Annotated in this window: 18 protein-coding genes; 9 read left to right on the forward strand and 9 right to left on the reverse strand. The window is 45.6% G+C overall.

Translation table 11 applies throughout. The annotated features are described in order from the left end of the window. Window positions 1-15 precede the first annotated feature (15 nt). The 9 genes from nuoI to AB6805_RS09990 all read left to right on the forward strand — a co-directional run bounded on the left by nuoI (window position 16) and on the right by AB6805_RS09990 (window position 10,241). Entirely contained in the window at window positions 16-519 is a 504-nt protein-coding gene (nuoI, locus tag AB6805_RS09950) for an NADH-quinone oxidoreductase subunit NuoI (RefSeq protein WP_370909278.1), read from the forward strand. Between the two features lie 59 nt (window positions 520-578). Continuing rightward, window positions 579-1,073: an NADH-quinone oxidoreductase subunit J gene (locus tag AB6805_RS09955; RefSeq protein ID WP_370909279.1), complete on the forward strand. Its 495-nt coding sequence runs from the start codon at window positions 579-581 to the stop codon at window positions 1,071-1,073. 51 nt (window positions 1,074-1,124) lie between these two features. After that, the gene (gene nuoK / locus AB6805_RS09960; RefSeq protein WP_079469422.1) at window positions 1,125-1,442 is read left to right on the forward strand and encodes an NADH-quinone oxidoreductase subunit NuoK; all 318 of its coding nucleotides are present in this window, start codon (window positions 1,125-1,127) and stop codon (window positions 1,440-1,442) included. A 54-nt stretch (window positions 1,443-1,496) separates the two neighbouring features. Further along, a complete protein-coding gene (nuoL, locus tag AB6805_RS09965) occupies window positions 1,497-3,395 on the forward strand; it encodes an NADH-quinone oxidoreductase subunit L (protein ID WP_370909280.1) in 1,899 nt (632 codons plus the stop codon). Window positions 3,396-3,428: 33 nt separating this feature from the next. Continuing rightward, window positions 3,429-4,865 carry a NuoM family protein gene (locus AB6805_RS09970; RefSeq protein ID WP_370909281.1) on the forward strand — a complete coding sequence of 479 codons (1,437 nt, stop codon included), beginning with the start codon at window positions 3,429-3,431 and terminating at the stop codon, window positions 4,863-4,865. A 64-nt stretch (window positions 4,866-4,929) separates the two neighbouring features. Then, complete coding sequence (locus AB6805_RS09975) at window positions 4,930-6,303, forward strand: NADH-quinone oxidoreductase subunit N (protein ID WP_370909282.1); 1,374 nt, start codon at window positions 4,930-4,932, stop codon at window positions 6,301-6,303. Window positions 6,304-6,458: 155 nt separating this feature from the next. After that, complete coding sequence (locus AB6805_RS09980) at window positions 6,459-7,736, forward strand: ABC transporter permease (RefSeq protein WP_370909283.1); 1,278 nt, start codon at window positions 6,459-6,461, stop codon at window positions 7,734-7,736. Window positions 7,737-7,784: 48 nt separating this feature from the next. After that, on the forward strand, window positions 7,785-9,098 hold the full coding sequence (locus tag AB6805_RS09985; protein ID WP_370909284.1) for a gluconate:H+ symporter: 1,314 nt from the start codon (window positions 7,785-7,787) through the stop codon (window positions 9,096-9,098). 39 nt (window positions 9,099-9,137) lie between these two features. Next, window positions 9,138-10,241, forward strand: a complete 1,104-nt coding sequence (locus AB6805_RS09990; RefSeq protein WP_370909285.1) for a D-TA family PLP-dependent enzyme — start codon at window positions 9,138-9,140, stop codon at window positions 10,239-10,241. A gap of 223 nt (window positions 10,242-10,464) precedes the next feature. Here AB6805_RS09990 and AB6805_RS09995 read toward each other — a convergent pair whose 3' ends face one another. The 9 genes from AB6805_RS09995 to AB6805_RS10035 all read right to left on the reverse strand — a co-directional run bounded on the left by AB6805_RS09995 (window position 10,465) and on the right by AB6805_RS10035 (window position 18,609). Beyond that, window positions 10,465-10,866 carry a hypothetical protein gene (locus tag AB6805_RS09995; RefSeq protein WP_370909286.1) on the reverse strand — a complete coding sequence of 134 codons (402 nt, stop codon included), beginning with the start codon at window positions 10,864-10,866 and terminating at the stop codon, window positions 10,465-10,467. 47 nt (window positions 10,867-10,913) lie between these two features. Further along, a complete protein-coding gene (locus AB6805_RS10000; RefSeq protein WP_370909287.1) occupies window positions 10,914-11,639 on the reverse strand; it encodes a hypothetical protein in 726 nt (241 codons plus the stop codon). Between the two features lie 53 nt (window positions 11,640-11,692). Further along, window positions 11,693-12,316 (reverse strand): rhomboid family intramembrane serine protease, encoded by a 624-nt coding sequence (locus AB6805_RS10005; RefSeq protein ID WP_370909288.1) that lies wholly within the window; start codon window positions 12,314-12,316, stop codon window positions 11,693-11,695. 35 nt (window positions 12,317-12,351) lie between these two features. Continuing rightward, window positions 12,352-13,227, reverse strand: coding sequence for a hypothetical protein (locus tag AB6805_RS10010; RefSeq protein WP_370909289.1), 876 nt, complete (start codon window positions 13,225-13,227; stop codon window positions 12,352-12,354). 29 nt (window positions 13,228-13,256) lie between these two features. Beyond that, a complete protein-coding gene (locus AB6805_RS10015) occupies window positions 13,257-13,754 on the reverse strand; it encodes a DUF6169 family protein (protein WP_370909290.1) in 498 nt (165 codons plus the stop codon). A 286-nt stretch (window positions 13,755-14,040) separates the two neighbouring features. Further along, window positions 14,041-14,487, reverse strand: coding sequence for a 50S ribosomal protein L9 (gene rplI, locus AB6805_RS10020; protein WP_079469410.1), 447 nt, complete (start codon window positions 14,485-14,487; stop codon window positions 14,041-14,043). A gap of 6 nt (window positions 14,488-14,493) precedes the next feature. Then, a complete protein-coding gene (rpsR, locus tag AB6805_RS10025; RefSeq protein ID WP_079470050.1) occupies window positions 14,494-14,766 on the reverse strand; it encodes a 30S ribosomal protein S18 in 273 nt (90 codons plus the stop codon). A 4-nt stretch (window positions 14,767-14,770) separates the two neighbouring features. After that, entirely contained in the window at window positions 14,771-15,121 is a 351-nt protein-coding gene (gene rpsF, locus AB6805_RS10030; RefSeq protein ID WP_227024404.1) for a 30S ribosomal protein S6, read from the reverse strand. 203 nt (window positions 15,122-15,324) lie between these two features. Beyond that, window positions 15,325-18,609, reverse strand: coding sequence for an Ig-like domain-containing protein (locus AB6805_RS10035; RefSeq protein ID WP_370909291.1), 3,285 nt, complete (start codon window positions 18,607-18,609; stop codon window positions 15,325-15,327). Between the last annotated feature and the right edge of the window lie 203 nt (window positions 18,610-18,812).

Consider the following 18,812-nt stretch of genomic DNA (forward strand, 5'->3'; position numbering starts at 1 on the left):
AATAAAGCATTCATTATGCAAGCATTAACTAACAGGGCGAAAGCAGTAGACCGCCGGCCGATGACATTCGCCGAGAAGATGTACATCCCTGCTATTGCCAAAGGTATGGGGATCACTTTTAAGCACCTTTTTCAGAAGAAAGCTACCGTTAGTTTTCCGGAAAAAACACGTGATTTCAGTCCCGTATTCCGTGGTTTACATGTACTGAACCGGGATGAAGAAGGCCGTGAAAGATGTACTGCCTGCGGATTGTGCGCAGTAGCCTGTCCTGCTGAAGCCATTACCATGGAAGCAGCGGAAAGGAAAGAGGGAGAAGAACACCTGTACAGGGAAGAAAAGTATGCAGCGAAATATGAGATCAATATGCTCCGTTGCATTTTCTGTGGTTTTTGTGAAGAAGCTTGTCCGAAAGATGCAGTGTATATGTCTGAAACTTTTGCTCCTGCAAACTATCAGCGTAAAGGCTTTATCTACGGAAAAGATGATCTGCTGATTCCTCATCCGAAAGAAGGCAAATAATATTATTCACAGCGCACATTTAGCTAAAAATACAATAGTCAAACATAGCAGAGATGGGAATGAGTATACAACAAATAATTTTCATGGTGCTGTCGGTCGTGGCGCTGGTATCAGCGTTGGGCGTGGTATTGAGTAAGAATCCTGTGACGAGCGTGTTGTGCCTGATCGTAACATTCTTTACCATAGCCGGGCATTATATTATGATGAATGCCCAGTTCCTGGCAGTAGTGCATATCATTGTATATGCAGGGGCCATCATGGTATTGTTCCTGTACGTGCTGATGCTCATGAACCTGAATGCTGACCTGGAACCGCAGAAACGCAACTGGCTGAAGTATGCCGGCGCTATCAGCGGGGGCGCTTTACTGGTGGTACTGGTAGCTGCATTACGCGATGCCAGCATGCCGGCATTGAGCACAAATGCTACTGATATCGGGTTAATTAAAAATCTCGGTATGATCCTGTTCAAACAATATGTGGTGCCGTTTGAAGTGAGCAGTATTTTGTTCCTCAGCGCAATGATCGGCGCCGTGGTAATTGGTAAAAAAGAATAGTAATACGGATTGCCTGTTGTAATTCGTAATTCCTAACCCGTAATTTATTTTATGCCTGTTCAATATTACATATTCCTGAGTATCGCCTTGTTCTGCATAGGTGTGATGGGTGTACTGATGCGCAGAAATGCGATTATTATTTTTATGTGCATTGAGCTGATGCTGAATGCAGTAAACCTGTTGATGGTGTCATTTTCCAAAATGTGGGCAGATGCAGGAAGGGTAGATGCAGGTTCTGCACAACTCTTTGTATTCTTTATTATGGTGGTAGCGGCTGCGGAAGTAGCAGTAGGACTGGCTATAATTACTATGGTCTACAGAAACACACACTCAGTAGATATTAACATTCTTAACAGGCTGAAAAATTAATAATTCTGCTCTCTTAATTATTAAATTTTTCGACGTCGTAAATAGAATTGATAAATGATTAATCTAGTTTGGCTGGTACCATTTTTACCATTATTGGGTTTCCTGGTGAATGGATTGGGACGCAGATTTTTATCCAAGTCCCTGGTAGGATTTGTTGGCAGTGGCGCAGTTCTGGCGTCCTTTGTGATTAGCTTATTAATATTCCTGGAAGTTAAAGCTCCCGGATTTTCTGCTCAGACAGTACACCTGTTTGATTTCATTTCTGTAGGTTCCCTGCAGATTCCTTTCGCCTTCCAGGTAGATCAGTTAAGTGCCTTGTTCCTGCTGGTGATCACCGGCGTAGGTACCCTGATCCATATCTACTCTACTTCTTACATGCATGAGGAAAGTGACGAAAGCTTTGCAAGATATTTTGCTTATCTCAACCTCTTTGTGTTTTCCATGTTGATACTGGTGCTGGGCGCCAACTACGTGATGATGTTCATCGGCTGGGAAGGTGTTGGTCTTTGTTCCTATCTCCTCATCGGTTTCTGGTTTAAAAATACCAGCTATAACAATGCTGCTAAGAAAGCATTCGTGATGAACCGCATCGGTGACCTTGGTTTCCTGATTGCTATCTTCTTCATGATCCTGCAGTTTGGTACGGTTACTTTCCCTGACGTGTTTGCCAAAGCGGCGCCGCTGGGAATGAACAATGGCGTTATCACCGCTATTGCCATGCTGATGTTTGTAGGCGCAATGGGTAAATCAGCACAGATTCCTTTATATACCTGGTTGCCGGATGCGATGGCTGGTCCAACCCCGGTGTCTGCCCTGATCCACGCTGCTACGATGGTTACGGCGGGTATCTATATGATTGCACGCAGCAATGTGATTTATACACTCGCACCGCATATCCAGACAGTAATCGCCATCATCGGTCTGGCTACTGCCCTGTTTGCAGCTTCTATTGCTTTAAAGCAAAACGATATTAAAAAAGTACTGGCTTATTCTACAGTGAGCCAGTTAGGTTATATGTTCCTTGCCCTCGGTGTAGGTGCTTATGGAGCGGCTGTGTTCCATGTAATGACACACGCCTTCTTCAAAGCCCTCCTGTTCCTGGGTTCCGGTTCCGTGATCCACGCAATGGGTGGCGAACAGGATATCAGGAAGATGGGTGGCCTCAAGAAATTCATGCCTACCACTGCATGGACATTCCTGGTAGGATGCCTGGCGATTGCAGGTATTCCCGGTTTCTCCGGCTTCTTCTCCAAAGATGAAATCCTGGCGCAGGCATTTGCCAACAACCCGGTATTATATATACTTGGCCTGGTAGGCGCACTGATGACTGCCTTCTACATGTTCCGCTTATACTACATCACTTTCACCGGTAAATTCCGCGGCACGCACGAACAGGAGCATCACCTGCATGAAAGTCCTTCTGCTATCACCATTCCTTTGGTAATCCTGGCAGTACTTTCCGTGATAGGTGGTTATGTTGGTTTACCCGAAGTATTTGGAACGAAGAATATGCTGGCCGAATACCTGGCGCCGGTGTTTGCACCATCTGCACCTTTTGCAGTGGAACATCACCTGTCGCACGGTACAGAATGGCTGCTGATGGGTGTGAGCAGTGTGTTGGTGATTGTATTTATCCTGCTGGCGCGTCAGAAATTTACGAAGTTTGAAGATGCGGGTACAGAAAGTACTGGTTTGGCAAAAGTGCTCGAAAACAAATGGTATATAGATGAACTGTATGATACTATTATCGTAAAACCATTGTATGAATTGTCCCGTTTCTTCCGTGATACGGTGGAAAAGGCGGGTATCGACAAGCTGGTGAACGGGGTAGGCCGCGGTGTACAATGGGGAGGTCAGCAGATCCGCCTGGTACAAAACGGGCAGGTAGGTTTTTACATCTTTGCCATGGTCATCGGTATGATCGTATTATTTGTGATCGGATTCTTATTATAAACCAATAGCAGAAGTTACAAGCGCAGATAAATTATGTTGACAGTTTTATTAATATTGATTCCTTTCATAGCGGGCCTTATTGCATTTGGTCTGAAGGGGTCCGGGCCAAAAGTGCTGGGCATGATCTCATCGCTGGCAACAGTGGTGTTGGCAATTGGATCGTGGTGCCGCTTTCGTACTGCTCCCGACAGCCTGAACTTTGTTGCCGACTGGATTCCGCAGCTGGGAAGTCAATTCCGTGTTGGATTAGATGGAATGGGTGTGATGCTTTGCTTACTTACAGCGATTGCTTCCCTGCTTGTTTTCATTACTATTTATAACCGCAACTACGAAAAGGCCAATGCCTTTTATGGTCTGATGTTATTATCGCAGGCTGGCTTAACCGGTGTATTCACCGCTTTCGACGCCCTGCAGTTTTACATATTCTGGGAACTGGCCCTGATACCTGTTTACTTCCTCTGCTCTTTATGGGGTGGTGAAAAACGGATCGCCGTTACCTTTAAATTCTTTGTATACACTTTCCTCGGTTCGTTGCTGATGCTGGTAGGTATTATCTATATCTACTTTCAAACACCGGATCATTCCTTCAGCTGGGCTTCCTTTACAAGTGCGGCACTGAATCCGGATGACCAGAAATGGCTGTTCTGGCTGTTCTTTGTAGCATTCGCCATCAAGATGCCGGTATTTCCGTTTCACACCTGGCAGCCCGATACTTACGAGCAATCACCCACCCCTGTTACCATGATCCTTTCCGGGGTAATGGTGAAAATGGGTTTATTTGGAGTGATCCGCTGGCTGCTGCCGGTAGTGCCACAGGGCGCTGCGATGTGGTCTGATGTGGCCATTGTATTATGCATCATCGGTATCATCTATGCTTCCTGCATTGCGATGGTACAAAATGATCTGAAACGCCTGATTGCTTACTCTTCCATTGCCCACATCGGTTTGATGTGCGCCGCTATTTTCGCCAACAACGAACAAAGCCTGCAGGGGGTAATGGTACAGATGTTTAACCACGGTATCAATATTATTGGTTTGTGGATCATCGTGGAAGTAATTCAGAACCGTTTAGGGATCAAAAATCTCGACCAGATGGGCGGCATGGCACAGAAGGCGCCACGCATGGCTATTTTCCTCGTTATTATCAGTCTGGCTAACATCGGTTTACCACTGACCAATGGTTTCATTGGTGAGTTCCTGATGTTCAGCGGGTTGTTCCAATATAATCACTGGTTTATGGCATTTGCCGGATTAGGTATCATTCTCTCTGCTGTATATACCCTGGGTATGATTCAGAAAGTGATATTTGGCGAAGGAAATGAATTAACCGAAACTACTACAGATCTGCAGCCGGGTGAAACACTGGCACTGAGCCTGGTGGTGATCATGATCATAGTGTTGGGCGTTTATCCCAAACCTATGCTGGATCTGGTGAGCGGCACGTCTGATGTGGTAAGTAAATTATTCTGATCTTCAGCCAAAAACTGAATACCGGAATGGAAAAATTTGTAACGGGGTTTTGTAACGCAAAAATATGAATGCACTAATTTCTACTGCTTTATCGGGCGTTGTACTGATGTTTGTTGGTTTATTTGTACGCAATAAGCAGCATATTAAATTTTTTGCCATCGCGGCCATCCTCATAGCATTTATTGCTAATCTGGCGCAATATCCGTCTGTGGAGCATGGCGGGTATATCATGTATGGCATGATTGAAGTGACCAAATTTGGTGTGTTGTTCAATGCTGTAGCATTGGGCGCCACTTTGTTATATTTCCTGTTGTCAGGCAGTGAATTTGAAAAGGTAGGAGAACATGTAGCTGATTATTTCGCCCTGGTATTCTTTATCCTGGCAGGTATTTCGCTGGCTACCTCGTTCAGCAACCTGCTGATGTTGTTCCTGGCGATTGAAATTATGTCTATCCCGCAATACATTCTTGCGGGAGCAGATAAGAAAAGCCTCAAAAGCAATGAAGCATCCCTGAAGTATTTCCTGATGGGATCTTTTTCTACCGGTATCCTGCTCATGGGTATTACCCTGATTTATGGCGCCGCCGGCACTTTTGATATTGCAGCATTAGGACTTGGTGCAGAAAGCGTGCATCCGTTGGCGTTATGCGGCATCATCCTGATGGTATTTGCCCTGTCTTTTAAAGTATCTGCAGTACCATTCCACTTCTGGACACCGGATGTATACGATGGTTCCCCCACTGTATTCACTTCCTTTATGTCTACCGTGGTGAAAGCAGGTGGATTTGTGGCTTTCCTGCGGATGTTCCACACCAGCTTTGCCGGTGGCAGCATCAGCGGACACTGGACACTGATCCTTTCTATTATCACAGCAGCGACCCTGATACTTGGTAACTTCAGCGCAGTTTTCCAGCAGAGTGTGAAACGGATGCTGGCTTATTCCAGTATTGCGCAGGCAGGCTTTATGCTGTTTGCAGTAGTGGCTATGAATAACAGGGGCGCGCAGGGAATTATCCTGTACTCCGCCGCTTACAGTATTGCCACTATCGGCGTGTTTGCGGTACTGATGAAGCTGAAAGATTATACCTTTGAAGGATTCAACGGCTTGGCCCGCAAGGAGCCTTTGCTGGCAGCAGCGGTGGCAGTGTTCCTGTTTTCCCTGGCTGGTATCCCTGTTACGGCTGGTTTCTTTGCAAAATATTTTGTTTTAGCCGCCGCTATCGAACATGGTCATATTTTATGGCTGGTGATCATAGCAGTATTGTGTGCTGCTATCAGCGTGTACTATTACTTCCGCGTGATCATTGCCATGTATTTTAAACAGGGAGAACCCGAAGTAGAACCTGTTTCAGGCGGTTTTAAAACTGCCCTGATCCTGGCCATAGCACTGGTGCTGGTATTGGGCCTGTTCCCGAACCTTTTATTATGTTGGATGTAAAAGCTGTTAGCTTATAATATAGGGAGAAGACCGAAGCGATTTACCCGATCCGCTTCGGTCTTCTCTTTTATACTGATCGCCGTTACCCGCCGTTCATCCCAAATTGAATGGATTAAATAGCTATATTACGTTAACTTTATAGGTAACCCGTTATTATGCAATCAAGAGATATTTTTTCCCTGGCATACCGTTCTGTAACCAGCAACAAGTTGCGTACTGGTCTTACTGTGTCCATCATTGCATTGGGTATCACGGTACTGGTAGGTATTCTTACGGCGATCGACAGTATGAAGAGCAGCATCTACAGCAGCTTTGCGAGCATGGGCGCGAACAGTTTCTCCATCCGTAACCGGGGAATGCAGGTGCATATCGGGGACGACAACAATAAAGCCTCCAAGGGAAACAAGCACGTAAAAAAGGTAAAAAAATCTAACAGTAATAAAATTATCCGTTACCAGGAAGCAGTGGCCTTCCGGGACCGTTATCATTTTCCGGCGGTGGTGAGTGTGTCATTCCAGGCCACCGGTATTGCCACGGTATACAAAGATGATAAGAAAACGAATCCCAATGTACAGGTGATAGGGGGAGATGAACACTACCTGCAGATTTCCAACTATGAGATTTCACAGGGAAGGGATTTTAACCAGCTGGATGTTCAATCCGGCAGAAATGTGGCTATTCTTGGAATTGATGTGGCGGAGAAACTATTTGGCAAACAGCTTAAAAATGTGGTGAACAGTACGATCCGCGTGGGAGATATCCGGTACCGCGTAGTGGGGGTACTGGCTTCCAAAGGCAGCAGCAAAATGATGAGTGCCGATAATGTGGTGATCACCACGGTGAATAATACCCGCAGGGTATTTAACCGGCCCAACGCCAGCTACCAGATAGCAGTAGCCGTAAAAGATATCAAACAAATGGATGCCGCCCAGGGAGAGGCTACAGGCTTGTTCCGTATTATACGCGGATTAAATATTAATGAAGAAGATAATTTTGAGATCAGCAAGAGCGATAGTATTGCAGAAATGCTTTTTTCCAGTTTAGGTAAAGTAAACCTCTTTGCTATTGTTATCGCCTTTATCACGCTCTTTGGTTCTGCTATTGGACTGATGAATATTATGCTGGTATCGGTGGCCGAACGGACCCGCGAAATAGGTGTTACCAAAGCGTTGGGAGCCACCAGTCACGTAGTGCGTACCCAATTCCTGTATGAGTCTATTATTATCAGTGTGATGGGAGGGGTGATCGGTGTAATTATGGGTATGCTCCTGGGAAATATTGTTTCCGTATTACTGAGCTCTGCTTTCATTGTACCATGGTTCTGGATCATTATTGGAGTAACTATCTGTGCTGCAGTAGGGCTCGTTTCCGGTTTATATCCTGCCTATAAGGCTTCCAAATTAGATCCGATTATAGCCTTGAGATACGAATAATATTTTATTATCTTGTTGTTTTCCATGTTCATGTAAAACAACAGTTGTATGCCCTTATTAATTGTTATTGCGGCCATCCTCTTGCTGGTAATACTGGTCGCCTGGTGGCGTTTAAATACTTTCCTCTCTTTCCTTATAGTGTCTTTGCTGATGGGCCTGGCGTTGCATATGAACGTAACAGACATCACGCAGTCTATTCAAACGGGCATTGGTAAAACGTTAGGTTCCCTGATTGTGGTGATTGTTTTCGGCAGCATGCTTGGAAAGCTGGTGGCGGAAAGTGGCGCCGGGCAAAAGATTGCCGGCGGTTTAATGAACCTGTTCGGACCAAAGTATGTGCAATGGTCGTTGATGCTCACTGGTTTTATAGTGGGGATTCCCTTGTTTTATAATATCGGGTTTGTGCTGATGGTGCCCCTGATCTTCACCGTGGCGGCACGTACAAAGTTGCCGGTGGTATATCTCGGTATTCCTATGCTGGCGTCTTTATCGGTAACGCATGGATACCTGCCGCCGCATCCCTCTCCAACTGCGTTGATACAGCAGTTTCATGCCAACATGGGACTTACTTTGTTGTACGGTGTTATGGTGGCTATTCCGGCTATTGTGCTGGCGGGACCGGTATTTTCGCGTTTCCTGAAACACTACACCAATCCCCCGGGGAAAATGTTTGTGGCGCCACCGATTCCGGAAGAGCAGTTGCCGGGTATGTTTGTGAGTCTCTTTGCTGCGTTGTTACCGGTATTTTTACTGGCGGTGACGGCTTTGGTAAAGTTATGGGTACCTGAAGATACTTTTCTTTTCAGACTGGCCAACTGGCTGGGAGAGCCGTTGATAGTGATGTTGCTGGCGGTACTGAATGGCATGTATTTATTAGGACTGAGGAGAGGAATGCCTGCAAAAAAAGTTATGGTGGTAATGGATGATGCCGTGCGGGATGTCGCCGTTATCATCCTGGTAATAGGGGGCTCCGGTGCGCTTACGCAGTTGCTGCACGACAGCAAGGTTAGCAGTTACATTGCCACCACGCTTCAGAATATGCACCTGCACCCGTTAATCCTGGCGTGGGGTATTGCGGCTATCATCCGGGTGTGTATAGGATCTGCTACTGTAGCAGGACTCACCACTGCGGGGATTGTTGCGCCTATGATTGCTGCATCCGGTGTAAATCCCAGCCTGATGGTACTGGCTACCGGTGCGGGCAGCCTGATGTTTTCCCATGTAAATGATGCCGGTTTCTGGATGTTTAAGGAATACTTTAACTTGTCTGTAAAAGACACTATTAAAACCTGGTCGATAATGGAAACTATTGTATCAGTAACAGGCCTGATCGGGTGTTTGATCTTAAGTTTGTTTGTATAACGTAAATGATTATACGTAGTGTAATGTAAAATTCTCTGCATGGAATGGTATCAACTTACAAATGCTGCGCAGATTGATTCTCCGGCAATTGTTATTTATAAAGACAGGATAAAGGATAACATCTCATTGTTAAAAACAATGATCGATGACATACAACGGTTACGCCCACACGTAAAAACGAGTAAGATCGCTGAGGTAATACAGCTGATCATGGAAGAGGGAATAACGCGTTTTAAGTTTGCCACCATTGCCGAAGGAGAGATGCTGGGAATGGTAAATGCAGCTGATGCTTTAATGGCTTACCAGCCGGTGGGGCCGAAGATTGTTCGTTTGCTGGAACTGGTACAGAAGTATCCGCATACCGTTTTTTCCTGTGTTACCGACAACGCTGATGCTGCACTGGCTATCAGTACCGCTTTCGCTGCGCAGGGGCGCCGGTTGCCGGTATATGTGGATCTTAATGTTGGAATGAACCGCACCGGCATCAGGCCCGGGCCCGACGCGCTGGAGTTATACCAATATCTTAACACTTTGCCGGGAGTAGTGCCGGTAGGGTTACACGCATACGACGGTCACCTGCATGATACGGATATGGATATACGAAAACGGCGTTGTGATGAAGCGTATGCGCCTGTTGCTGCACTGGCAGCGGCTATAACAAATAGTGGGCTACCGCAGCCGGAGATTGTTGCAGGCGGCACACCCACGTTCCCGGTACATGCGGCAAGGAAAGATATCACTTGCAGTCCGGGTACTTTCATTTTCTGGGATGCGGGTTACGCAGCCAACCTGCCGGAGCAGCCGTTTAAATGGGCTGCGTTGGTGATCAGCCGCGTGATTTCTGTTATCGATGAACAGCATATCTGCGTTGATCTCGGGCATAAATCCGTAGCAGCAGAGAATCCGCAGCCACGGGTGCAATTCCTGAATGCACCATCGGCAGAACCTGTATCGCAGAGTGAAGAGCACCTGGTATTGAAAGTAACAGATGCCGCCCAATATCCCGTGGGCACAGTGTTGTATGGAGTACCAAAACATATATGCCCCACCGTGGCGCTATATGAAAAAGCATATGTTGCAGAATGCAATGCGGTGGTCGCCAACTGGCGTATTGTAGCGCGCGACCGGCAGATTATTATCTGAAGACGCGGATGTTGTCTTGGCTCAGGATTACGCTGATTATACTGATTAGTTTGATTTTTACTTTTGGATTTTATAAAGGATTAAGGGAGATGGAAGCGGATATATTCGCTCTTATCTCCCTTAATTATTATTGAATCTAAAAATCAAAAAAAAATCCAAAAGTAAAAATCAAACTAATCAGTATAATCAGCGTAATCCTGAGCCAAGACAACATCCGCGTTGCTCAGTAATATAATTGCGACAAAACATTTGTGTCGTCGAAGGATTTAGGTTTTAGCCCCAGGAACTCTGTGTATTGTGTGAGTGTTAGCAGTGGCTTCAGCTTTGCATGCAATCCATTTTGCATACTGTTCATCTTGGTAGTATAAGCTTTCAGATTACTTTGCTGGAGTGGTTGGATATTGACTTTTTGTCGCAGGTAATTAGTTACGATATTAAGTAGTTTGGGCTTTTGCGTTTCGGTGAGGAGCAGTGATTTATCCAGTTTGCTGACGATTGAACTGGCAGTTCCCTCCACATTCATGGTAGGTGCCTGGAACCTTGTATTAACTGGGGAGAGCGCGGCAAAAGCGGTATAGCAACAGGTGAGTGCTATTAATAAACCAGCGGTGAACAGTTTTTTCATGAGCGTGGATTTGATATGCGATATCTCACTAAATATACTAAATACTGTTATTGCATTACCATTTTCACATAGCGTATTTGTGTATTTCCTTCCTCGTCTATTGTAATGTATTCAGATAGAATGGTTTTGTTATTGATCCAGTGTACCAGGCCCGGACCCCAGTCGTCGAGGCTGGCTTCTCCCACGGCTTTTATGTCGTTACCGTTTACAGAAAACAGTTGAAACCCATTAGGATCAAAAGCGGCTACCAGGTCCATTGATGCGGTGATGATATACTTTTTATCTGGTGAAACGGCGGGGGCCGACCAGGTTACCATAGAATCGCCATTCAGGGTATTTACCAGCTCAAAGGCACTGCCTTCGTAGTAGGTAATAAAAAATCCTTTTCTTTTGATAGCTGGATAACTGCCGGCATAGGTATAGCCGATATAATCTTCGCCGTCGTTGTTGTTATTCGCCATGATCTTTTGCTTTCCATTTTCCAGCTGGATGGTTAGTTTATTTCCTTCCCTTTTTACGAGGCTGTCTTTTGCCAGTACATCTGCTTCGCTGGAATCCGGGGGAGCAAGCGGAAATTTATCGAAATCTGTTTTTTCGATAAAGTACACGAAGAAGGTTTTATTACCCAGCTGAACGGTATCATCGGGAGTTTTATTAATAGCAGGCGGTGTGGAATCGTTGGCAGTGGCGTTGGTGTTATCTGCTGTTTTGTTTTTGCAGCTCAATATCATTATTGCGCATGCACACAGCAGAAACCATAACTTATTCATCATCTTTTGTTGCATTTAAGTGTACAAATGTAAGTATTTAGAATTTCGGAAGAGGTTTAGCGGGTAAGTCTTTCTCCATCTGCTTTTGTCAGTGTAAAAAAGAAAAGATACCCGGTAAGGGTGCCGCTTAAAAAGCCAGCCAGGTGCGCTGCATTATCCACTCCTTGTGAAACCGCAGCAGCGATTACATTTAATGCTATAAATAAGCCGATATAAGCCAGAAACGCTTTCCTTATTTCCGCCGGGAAGAGGGAAGTGGTTAGCAGCGCCAGGAATACACCGTAAATGCCAAAAATAGCACCGGAAGCGCCTACACCCACTGCGCCTTTATGATACCAGATGCTGACATAGTCGGATATTAATCCTGTGATCATATAGGCAAGGCCATAACGGAAACTACGCAATACCGGTTCCAGGAAGATGCCTCCTATAAACAGTCCCAGCATATTTGTGAAAAGATGTCCCATTCCTGCATGCAGGAACATGCTGACAAACAGCCGCCAGTACTGCTGTTGCTCTATGGTCAGTGACCAATAGTTGGCGCCGGCATGCAGCAGGTGGGTTCCATCTCCCCACCATATATTCATTCCTGTTAGTATGGTGTAAAGAAATACGAGTACGTTTATGCCGATCAACACCAGTGTAACCGGCATCGCCTTTAATCGGTCTGTGATTTTCATCTCCTAAAAGTTAATGAAAAATCCCGAATTGCGCGTTATTCGTATTGATATTCAAGTGCAAAATGGTTGTCGCTTCCCAATTTGGTATATCCTTCACTGTGTAAATGCACCCAGGCGCCAGCCGGATATTGGCGGCCGCCGTTGAAATAGTAGGCATATTGAACAGTGGTAGTGCGGTCATATTCGAGTAAACCTTGCTGGCAGCGTGTTTTTTCTTTTTCTGTAATCTTGATAAGAAAAGGATTATGGGTATTCAGGTGCAGAAAAGCGTCTGATAAGTCACCCTGGGGAGAAAGGTTAACGACCGGAGCCACAGCATGACTGAGCAGCAACTGATTGGCCAGGGGATGCAGGGGATTAATAGAATCTTCGCATTCGTATTTTGCAGTTCTCAAAGTAACGAACGTATCTTCTTTTTTGCCTGAGAAACTATCGATACAGATATCTTTTCTTACAGGGTTTGCGGCATCATAATTCCAGCTGACTGCCTGTGTGGAATCGGAGTACTTCATGGCAGCCGGTAACCCGTTCTTCCAGCGAACATTGGCAACGCGGAGCAGTTGCTCTTTTGCATCAAAGTATTGTACGGTAGCGATGTTACCATCTTTGTCCCAGGAAGTGACTTTAGCGCGCTCTTTTATTGCTGTGACGTTATTTTCCCGGTTGGATATTACCATTCCGGTGATCCGGTGGGAATGATCATAGGAAAAAGTGCTGATGGTATCGTTTAATGGCCGGTGATGTACCAGTTCAGCGAGGTTGCCCTGCTGATCATACCGGAAGGTATACTGGGGCGTGCTTTCACCCTGGATGCTGATGGTGGTCAGCCGGGGAAGTCCGGGCCTGTGATTCCTGGTGCTGCAGGCCGAGGCGGTAACAACGGCGATAAAGAAGAAGATAATATTTTTCATACTCATGGCGGAATATTGGTATGAAAATACTAATAAGATTTGAGTTTTTCGGCGGTGGATTTACTGAGATTGCGAAAGCTGGAAATGATGTGTTCCTTCATAACATTTTTTGAATGAAGAATGATGGAACAGTGGATATCTATTTCTGATGTGGTGATAGACTCATTATATTTTTCAAGAAAACTGATTTTTTGCTGCTGGTACCAATGCTCAAACATTCTCATTCTGGCCGTTCCCCTGCTGTCTGCACTATCACAGACAAAAAATAAGATTTTGTCTTGCTTTTCATTAAGGAGATTAAGAATGTGATGGGTAATTGTAAAGCGGATTTTTATGTCGGCGCGGGATTTAGAGTGGGGGCTGCTAATCCTGTCAAATCCGAATGTCATTACATCATCGGAAAATTCCGGATAATCCTGAAAATAGCATATGCCATCCCCAAAATATACATTATAAACAACCTCTTGATCAGTTGTAAATTGATATAACCCGACTTTTAATTCTGTGAGTTTATAAGGGCTGAACAAACTTAATACCTTTAGATTTTAATTCAGATAAATCACGACCGTTCGTAATGTAATCATGAATCAATTTCTTATCCGCTATCATCTTCTTCAGAATAGTGATGACTTTAGGATCAGGCGTTGATATGTGTTTTGCTGGTTTCATTGTGGTTACATTACAAATATAACCAAATCTATCAACAACTCGGTTGCCATTCGTTAATGAAACATAAATGCAATCATATTGATACAAAAAAAATCCCGGGCTGATTCAGCCCGGGACTTTCTTCTTTCCAAACAAGTTGGAATATTACTCAGCTACTACTTCAAATTCCAGTTCGGTTTCGTTGCCTTTACCGAAATCGAGGCGAGCTTTGTATGTACCCAGTTCTTTAACATCATCCAGGATGTGGATGCGGCGACGGTCAATTTCATAACCTTTCTGTTCTTTAATTGCACGGGCAATCTGAACACCAGTTACGCTACCGAAGATCTTACCGGATGTACCGGTTTTAGCGCCAATTTTAACAGGAGAAGCTTTCAACACTTCTACCACTTTCGCAATTTCAGCCAGCAGTTTCTCTTCTTTCACTTTCTGCACTTTCAGGCGTTCCTGAAGCTGCTTCATGTTGGAAGGGCTTGCTTCTACCGCAAATTTCTGAGGAATCAGGAAATTCCTGGCGTAACCATTTTTTACGCTAACCAGTTCATTCTTCTGACCCAGGTTATCTACGTCTTGTATTAAGATAATTTGCATAACTTCTTACTTTAAAAGGTCAGTAACATAAGGCAATAAAGCCATTTGACGAGCTTTCTTAATAGCCTGGGCTACTTTACGCTGAAATTTCAGGGAGTTACCCGTAATACGACGTGGCAACATCTTGCCCTGGTCGTTCAAAAATTTCTTCAAAAACTCCGCGTCTTTGTAATCTACGTACTTGATGCCCAACTTCTTGAAACGGCAGTATTTCTTCTGACGTTTCTCGGTTTTTACGGCCGTTAAGTACTTGATTTCTTGTTTCGGTTTAACTGCCATAGTTTTAAGCTTCAGTGGTTTTAGATTCAGCATTTACGCCATGTCTTTTGCGACCGTTGTAAGTAACAGCGTGCTTGTCCAGCGCAGTAATCATGTGACGTAATACATTTTCATCGCGATTCAGCTGGATTTTCAGCTTCTCATTGAGGTCGGATGGCGCATTGTATTCCAGAACAACATACATTCCTGTAGTCTTCTTCCGGATAGGATACGCCAGTGATCTTAATCCCCAGGGATTTTCGTGCGTGATTTCTCCGCCGTTATCTTTAATGATATCAGCGAATTTCTTTTGGGCGGCTTTGTAGTCGTCCTCAGAAAGCACAGGGGTAAAGATCACCATCAATTCGTAGTTCATAATTCCCTGTTTTAAATGGTTTAATTAAAAAATTAGGACCGCAAAGATACTGAACTATTCCTTATTTCCACGCATGAAAGGCCGATTTCCCTAAATATCTTGCCTTTTATAGAGAATAATGCGTAATTACTTGATACCCATACATAAAAAGCCGCCCCGGTAAGCAGGGCGGCGTCTCATTTGCATGGTTTTTTCAAAAAAGATCACTGATTAATAAGAATCTTGGTCACCTGCACCAACTCACCCGACTGCACTCTCAGGAAATATATGCCCGCCGGCAACTGGTCGGTAGCGATAGTTCTGTAGTTCCGGCCCTTTACGAAAGTAGTTCTGCCCTGGTAACGGACACGACCCTGCACATCCAGTAATGTTATATTTGCATCACCACTGCGGGGCCAGTCCAGCCAATACTGCAACTGGTGGCCAAATATGCACCACAACAGCTTCCGCCAGAAGTCCTTGTCCGTTACCAATACCATTTTAACCGGACTGTACCTTACACTGCTGTCCAGCCCAATCGTTTTTAACCGGTAAGCGGAAAATCCCGGCCAGGGTTGCTCATCATAGGAAATATAATCGGATGCCTCCGCGGTACTACCATGAGCAGCCACCGTGTCCACCGCCTCATAAGTCCGGAGATTCCGGGAACGTTCTATCACAAACCTGCTGCTGTTGATTTCATAAGGCGTATGCCAGCTAACCAGCACTTTACCGCCATCGGCCCGGGCATCGAAGTTTTCCACCGGTAAAGGATTGCCCAAAATACCCAGATTATACCTGCTTAATACCGGGTAATGATCCGTGGTAGTAGTACCATAACTGCTTACCAGCCCCGCTACCTGGGTTTGTATCCGTGCAGATGCCGGTAAATAAGCAACACCCACCTCGTTGGAACCGATCACATTGTCGATCACCGAGGCATAGCTGACGGTGGAACGCTGCCCTGATAAACTCAAGGACAGGGTCAACGGCCGGTAATTGATACTGTCGCGGATGAAGTCAATATATGAAGTAGTGGTATCCGGTAATAACTCCGTTGTAATGGTTTTAGACAGATCATCATTAAAATCTCCCAGCATAATAATATTGCTATACGGATATTGCAGGTCCAGCGTATCTTTCAACTCCTTCAACCCGTCTTTGCGGCGGTTCCAGGAAGTAATCTTTTCGGGCTTTGTACCTGTATTGGCCTTCGCATGCAATAATATGAACCGGATACGCGCCGAGTCATTACCCAGTTTGGCAGTAGCCTCCATTTCATAAGGGAACCTGCCGGACGACCAGTTATAATAAGCATTGCTGCTGCCTCCCTGTCTTAATATGCCGTAAGTGCTGATTTTACGGATCACGGCCGTCTTATACACAAACGCCAGCTTCTGTGCCGATACATAATCAGCATCCGTGGTACTATCTGCATAAGAACCAAAGTCCGATAACACATAGCTATAACCCGGTAACTGGCTCACCACCGCACGGAAACGGGCAGTGTCCACTACTTCTGCCAACGCAAAAATATCGGCATCCAGTTTTTTCAGGATGGTAGTTACATTGGCTTGCTGTAAACTATCGTTGGCCGGGTTTTGAGCCGGACTGCCAAACCATTCTATATTCCAGTTTACCACTTTTAATGACCGCAACGATGTGCCGCTGAGTGCAATGGAACGGCCGGGGAAACCGGGACCGCTGAAGGCAAGTTGGCCGCTGTAAGCCTGATCAGCCGCCGCGGGGGCGAATTTTACAAATACTTCCTGCGGACCGGCAGCTAATGCTGCTGCAGTGAAAATAACCTGGCTGCTGTAATTGGAGCTGTCGCCAGACACCATGAAACCTGCCGGGGCAGTGATTTTCAGCTCTCCGGTAAAATCATTGGCCCAGAAACTAACACGCTGTGCTTCTGATGTTTGCCCGGATTTTACGTAGTCGAAGTCAATGGCAGTGGGACTGCTGTTCAAACTCGGCGCCGGCGCAGCGGTGGTATCCGTCAGCCTGAAATCATCAATCGTCCAGCGTGCCGCCTGAACGGCAGGACCGGATGTATAAACAAAAGCAATATAAACGCCTGTCTGCCTGTAAGCAGCGAGATTAATACCAGAGGATAATGTCCACACGTCGCTGCCGGGTTCAGGAAAACGGCCATTCAGCGTAGTCCAGGTAGCATTACGCGGATCGCCGCTGCCCGTGTAGTTAGTGGAAACACGCAGACTAAGTGTGGGTCCGGCAAACGCAGTGCGGCTGCTGAATTGTAACAGCGGGAATTGCAAACCGGTGAGGTCAAATACGGGAGATATCAGCCAGTCTTCATTTTCAACAGCTCCACCGCTGTAACCATTTATCTGTATACCATTGCTGTTCTGCTGACCGAAATTAGTACATCCCCATAGCTGCGCGCCGGTTACACTGTATTGTGTGAAACCACCGCTCAACTGGCTGCTGCCAATCGGCGTACAGTCGTTGAAGTTATAGCTGAGTTCCTGGCTGCCGGTGGTAAAATTCCACTGCGTGGTATCTGCCATACCTGTGAAGTTATTATCCGACAGATCCTTTACTAATCCGCTGTCCAGCGTGATGTAATAATGACTGTGTGGTTGCAGGATTTGTTTCAGGGTGAGCACATTGTTATTAATTACAACAGCGTTACCGGTTACCGGAAAACTGTCTGTTATCCCGCTGTTACTGTTGTGCAACCTGATGTACCCGTTACCGGCTTTTATGTTTTCACTGAATATAATTTCGGGAGATGTAACAGGCGACACGTCTGCTGCCGCGTTAACCGGTGCCAGGAGGGTGATTACAGGGGGAGTGGTATCTCTGCCACTGCCGGATGCAGTGATATTATCAATGGCAAATCCTGGCCTGGAGCCCGCGCCGCTGATCTGGCGGTTTACCCATCGCAGTTGTACAATCGCCTGGTTATTACAATCCGGCGGCAATATCACTGACATATTCACCAGGTGCTGCGGTGAGGTAACACCTGAACCGGTTTGCTGAATGGTGTCATTCTGGTAGGCCGTTTCATTGATACTGGTAAAGGTACCGGTTACGCCTATACGATATTGAATAACCATTTCATTGATCCTTGTATTGGAGTTGCCATCGTAAGGATTCCTGATGGTCATGGCATCGTAGCTTAAACGTACATTCTGCTGTCCGCTGGTACTAAGGGAAAGCACCAGTGAATTGTCGGCGCTGCCGCTGTTCAGGAAGCCCGGTTTACCGGTGTAGTTATAAACGCCATTGGCAGTAGCCGACGCACTGCCGTTACTGATCAGTGGTTTATCGGATGCCGGTGCCGCTGTATTAAAGCTGCCGGAAGGAGCGCCGCTGAGTAGCCATCCCTGCCATCCCGCTGGGTATGTTACAGCAGTCGATGGTAACGCGTCAAAATTTTGTTCATACGGTAATGGCTGCCCAGCCGGATTTGTTTGTGCGCTTACATTAGCACAAACAAAAAAAGCCATAAATAAGAAGATGAGTAGAGGTCTTTCCATAGTAATATTTGAAAAATTGGGGAATCCGGGTTTCGATACAATAAATCTACTGAATAAACCCTTTCGGCGGTTTTTTTAATATGATTATTTTGTTAATTTGACGGAATGTAATATGGATTTATTTTCATATTTGTTATAGACATTTTCTGCACTGCCCTTTTTTCAGAATTAAATTACAATGATGGATAAACCCAGGTAGTGTA

It is taken from the genome of Chitinophaga sp. RCC_12, from assembly GCF_041360695.1.
GTDB lineage: Bacteria > Bacteroidota > Bacteroidia > Chitinophagales > Chitinophagaceae > Chitinophaga.

Bases quoted from the DNA above. Each gene is read 5' to 3' on its own strand.
- rpsR (WP_079470050.1), bottom strand. From the start codon at position 14,766: ATGGCAGTTAAACCGAAACAAGAAATCAAGTACTTAACGGCCGTAAAA.
- rpsF (WP_227024404.1), bottom strand. From the start codon at position 15,121: ATGAACTACGAATTGATGGTGATCTTTACCCCTGTGCTTTCTGAGGAC.
- AB6805_RS09995 (WP_370909286.1), bottom strand. From the start codon at position 10,866: ATGAAAAAACTGTTCACCGCTGGTTTATTAATAGCACTCACCTGTTGC.
- AB6805_RS10035 (WP_370909291.1), bottom strand. From the start codon at position 18,609: ATGGAAAGACCTCTACTCATCTTCTTATTTATGGCTTTTTTTGTTTGT.
- AB6805_RS09980 (WP_370909283.1), top strand. From the start codon at position 6,459: ATGCAATCAAGAGATATTTTTTCCCTGGCATACCGTTCTGTAACCAGC.
- AB6805_RS09990 (WP_370909285.1), top strand. From the start codon at position 9,138: ATGGAATGGTATCAACTTACAAATGCTGCGCAGATTGATTCTCCGGCA.
- nuoI (WP_370909278.1), top strand. From the start codon at position 16: ATGCAAGCATTAACTAACAGGGCGAAAGCAGTAGACCGCCGGCCGATG.
- AB6805_RS09970 (WP_370909281.1), top strand. From the start codon at position 3,429: ATGTTGACAGTTTTATTAATATTGATTCCTTTCATAGCGGGCCTTATT.
- nuoL (WP_370909280.1), top strand. From the start codon at position 1,497: ATGATTAATCTAGTTTGGCTGGTACCATTTTTACCATTATTGGGTTTC.
- AB6805_RS09985 (WP_370909284.1), top strand. From the start codon at position 7,785: ATGCCCTTATTAATTGTTATTGCGGCCATCCTCTTGCTGGTAATACTG.
- rplI (WP_079469410.1), bottom strand. From the start codon at position 14,487: ATGCAAATTATCTTAATACAAGACGTAGATAACCTGGGTCAGAAGAAT.
- AB6805_RS09955 (WP_370909279.1), top strand. From the start codon at position 579: ATGAGTATACAACAAATAATTTTCATGGTGCTGTCGGTCGTGGCGCTG.
- AB6805_RS10000 (WP_370909287.1), bottom strand. From the start codon at position 11,639: ATGATGAATAAGTTATGGTTTCTGCTGTGTGCATGCGCAATAATGATA.
- AB6805_RS10005 (WP_370909288.1), bottom strand. From the start codon at position 12,316: ATGAAAATCACAGACCGATTAAAGGCGATGCCGGTTACACTGGTGTTG.
- AB6805_RS09975 (WP_370909282.1), top strand. From the start codon at position 4,930: ATGAATGCACTAATTTCTACTGCTTTATCGGGCGTTGTACTGATGTTT.
- AB6805_RS10010 (WP_370909289.1), bottom strand. From the start codon at position 13,227: ATGAAAAATATTATCTTCTTCTTTATCGCCGTTGTTACCGCCTCGGCC.
- nuoK (WP_079469422.1), top strand. From the start codon at position 1,125: ATGCCTGTTCAATATTACATATTCCTGAGTATCGCCTTGTTCTGCATA.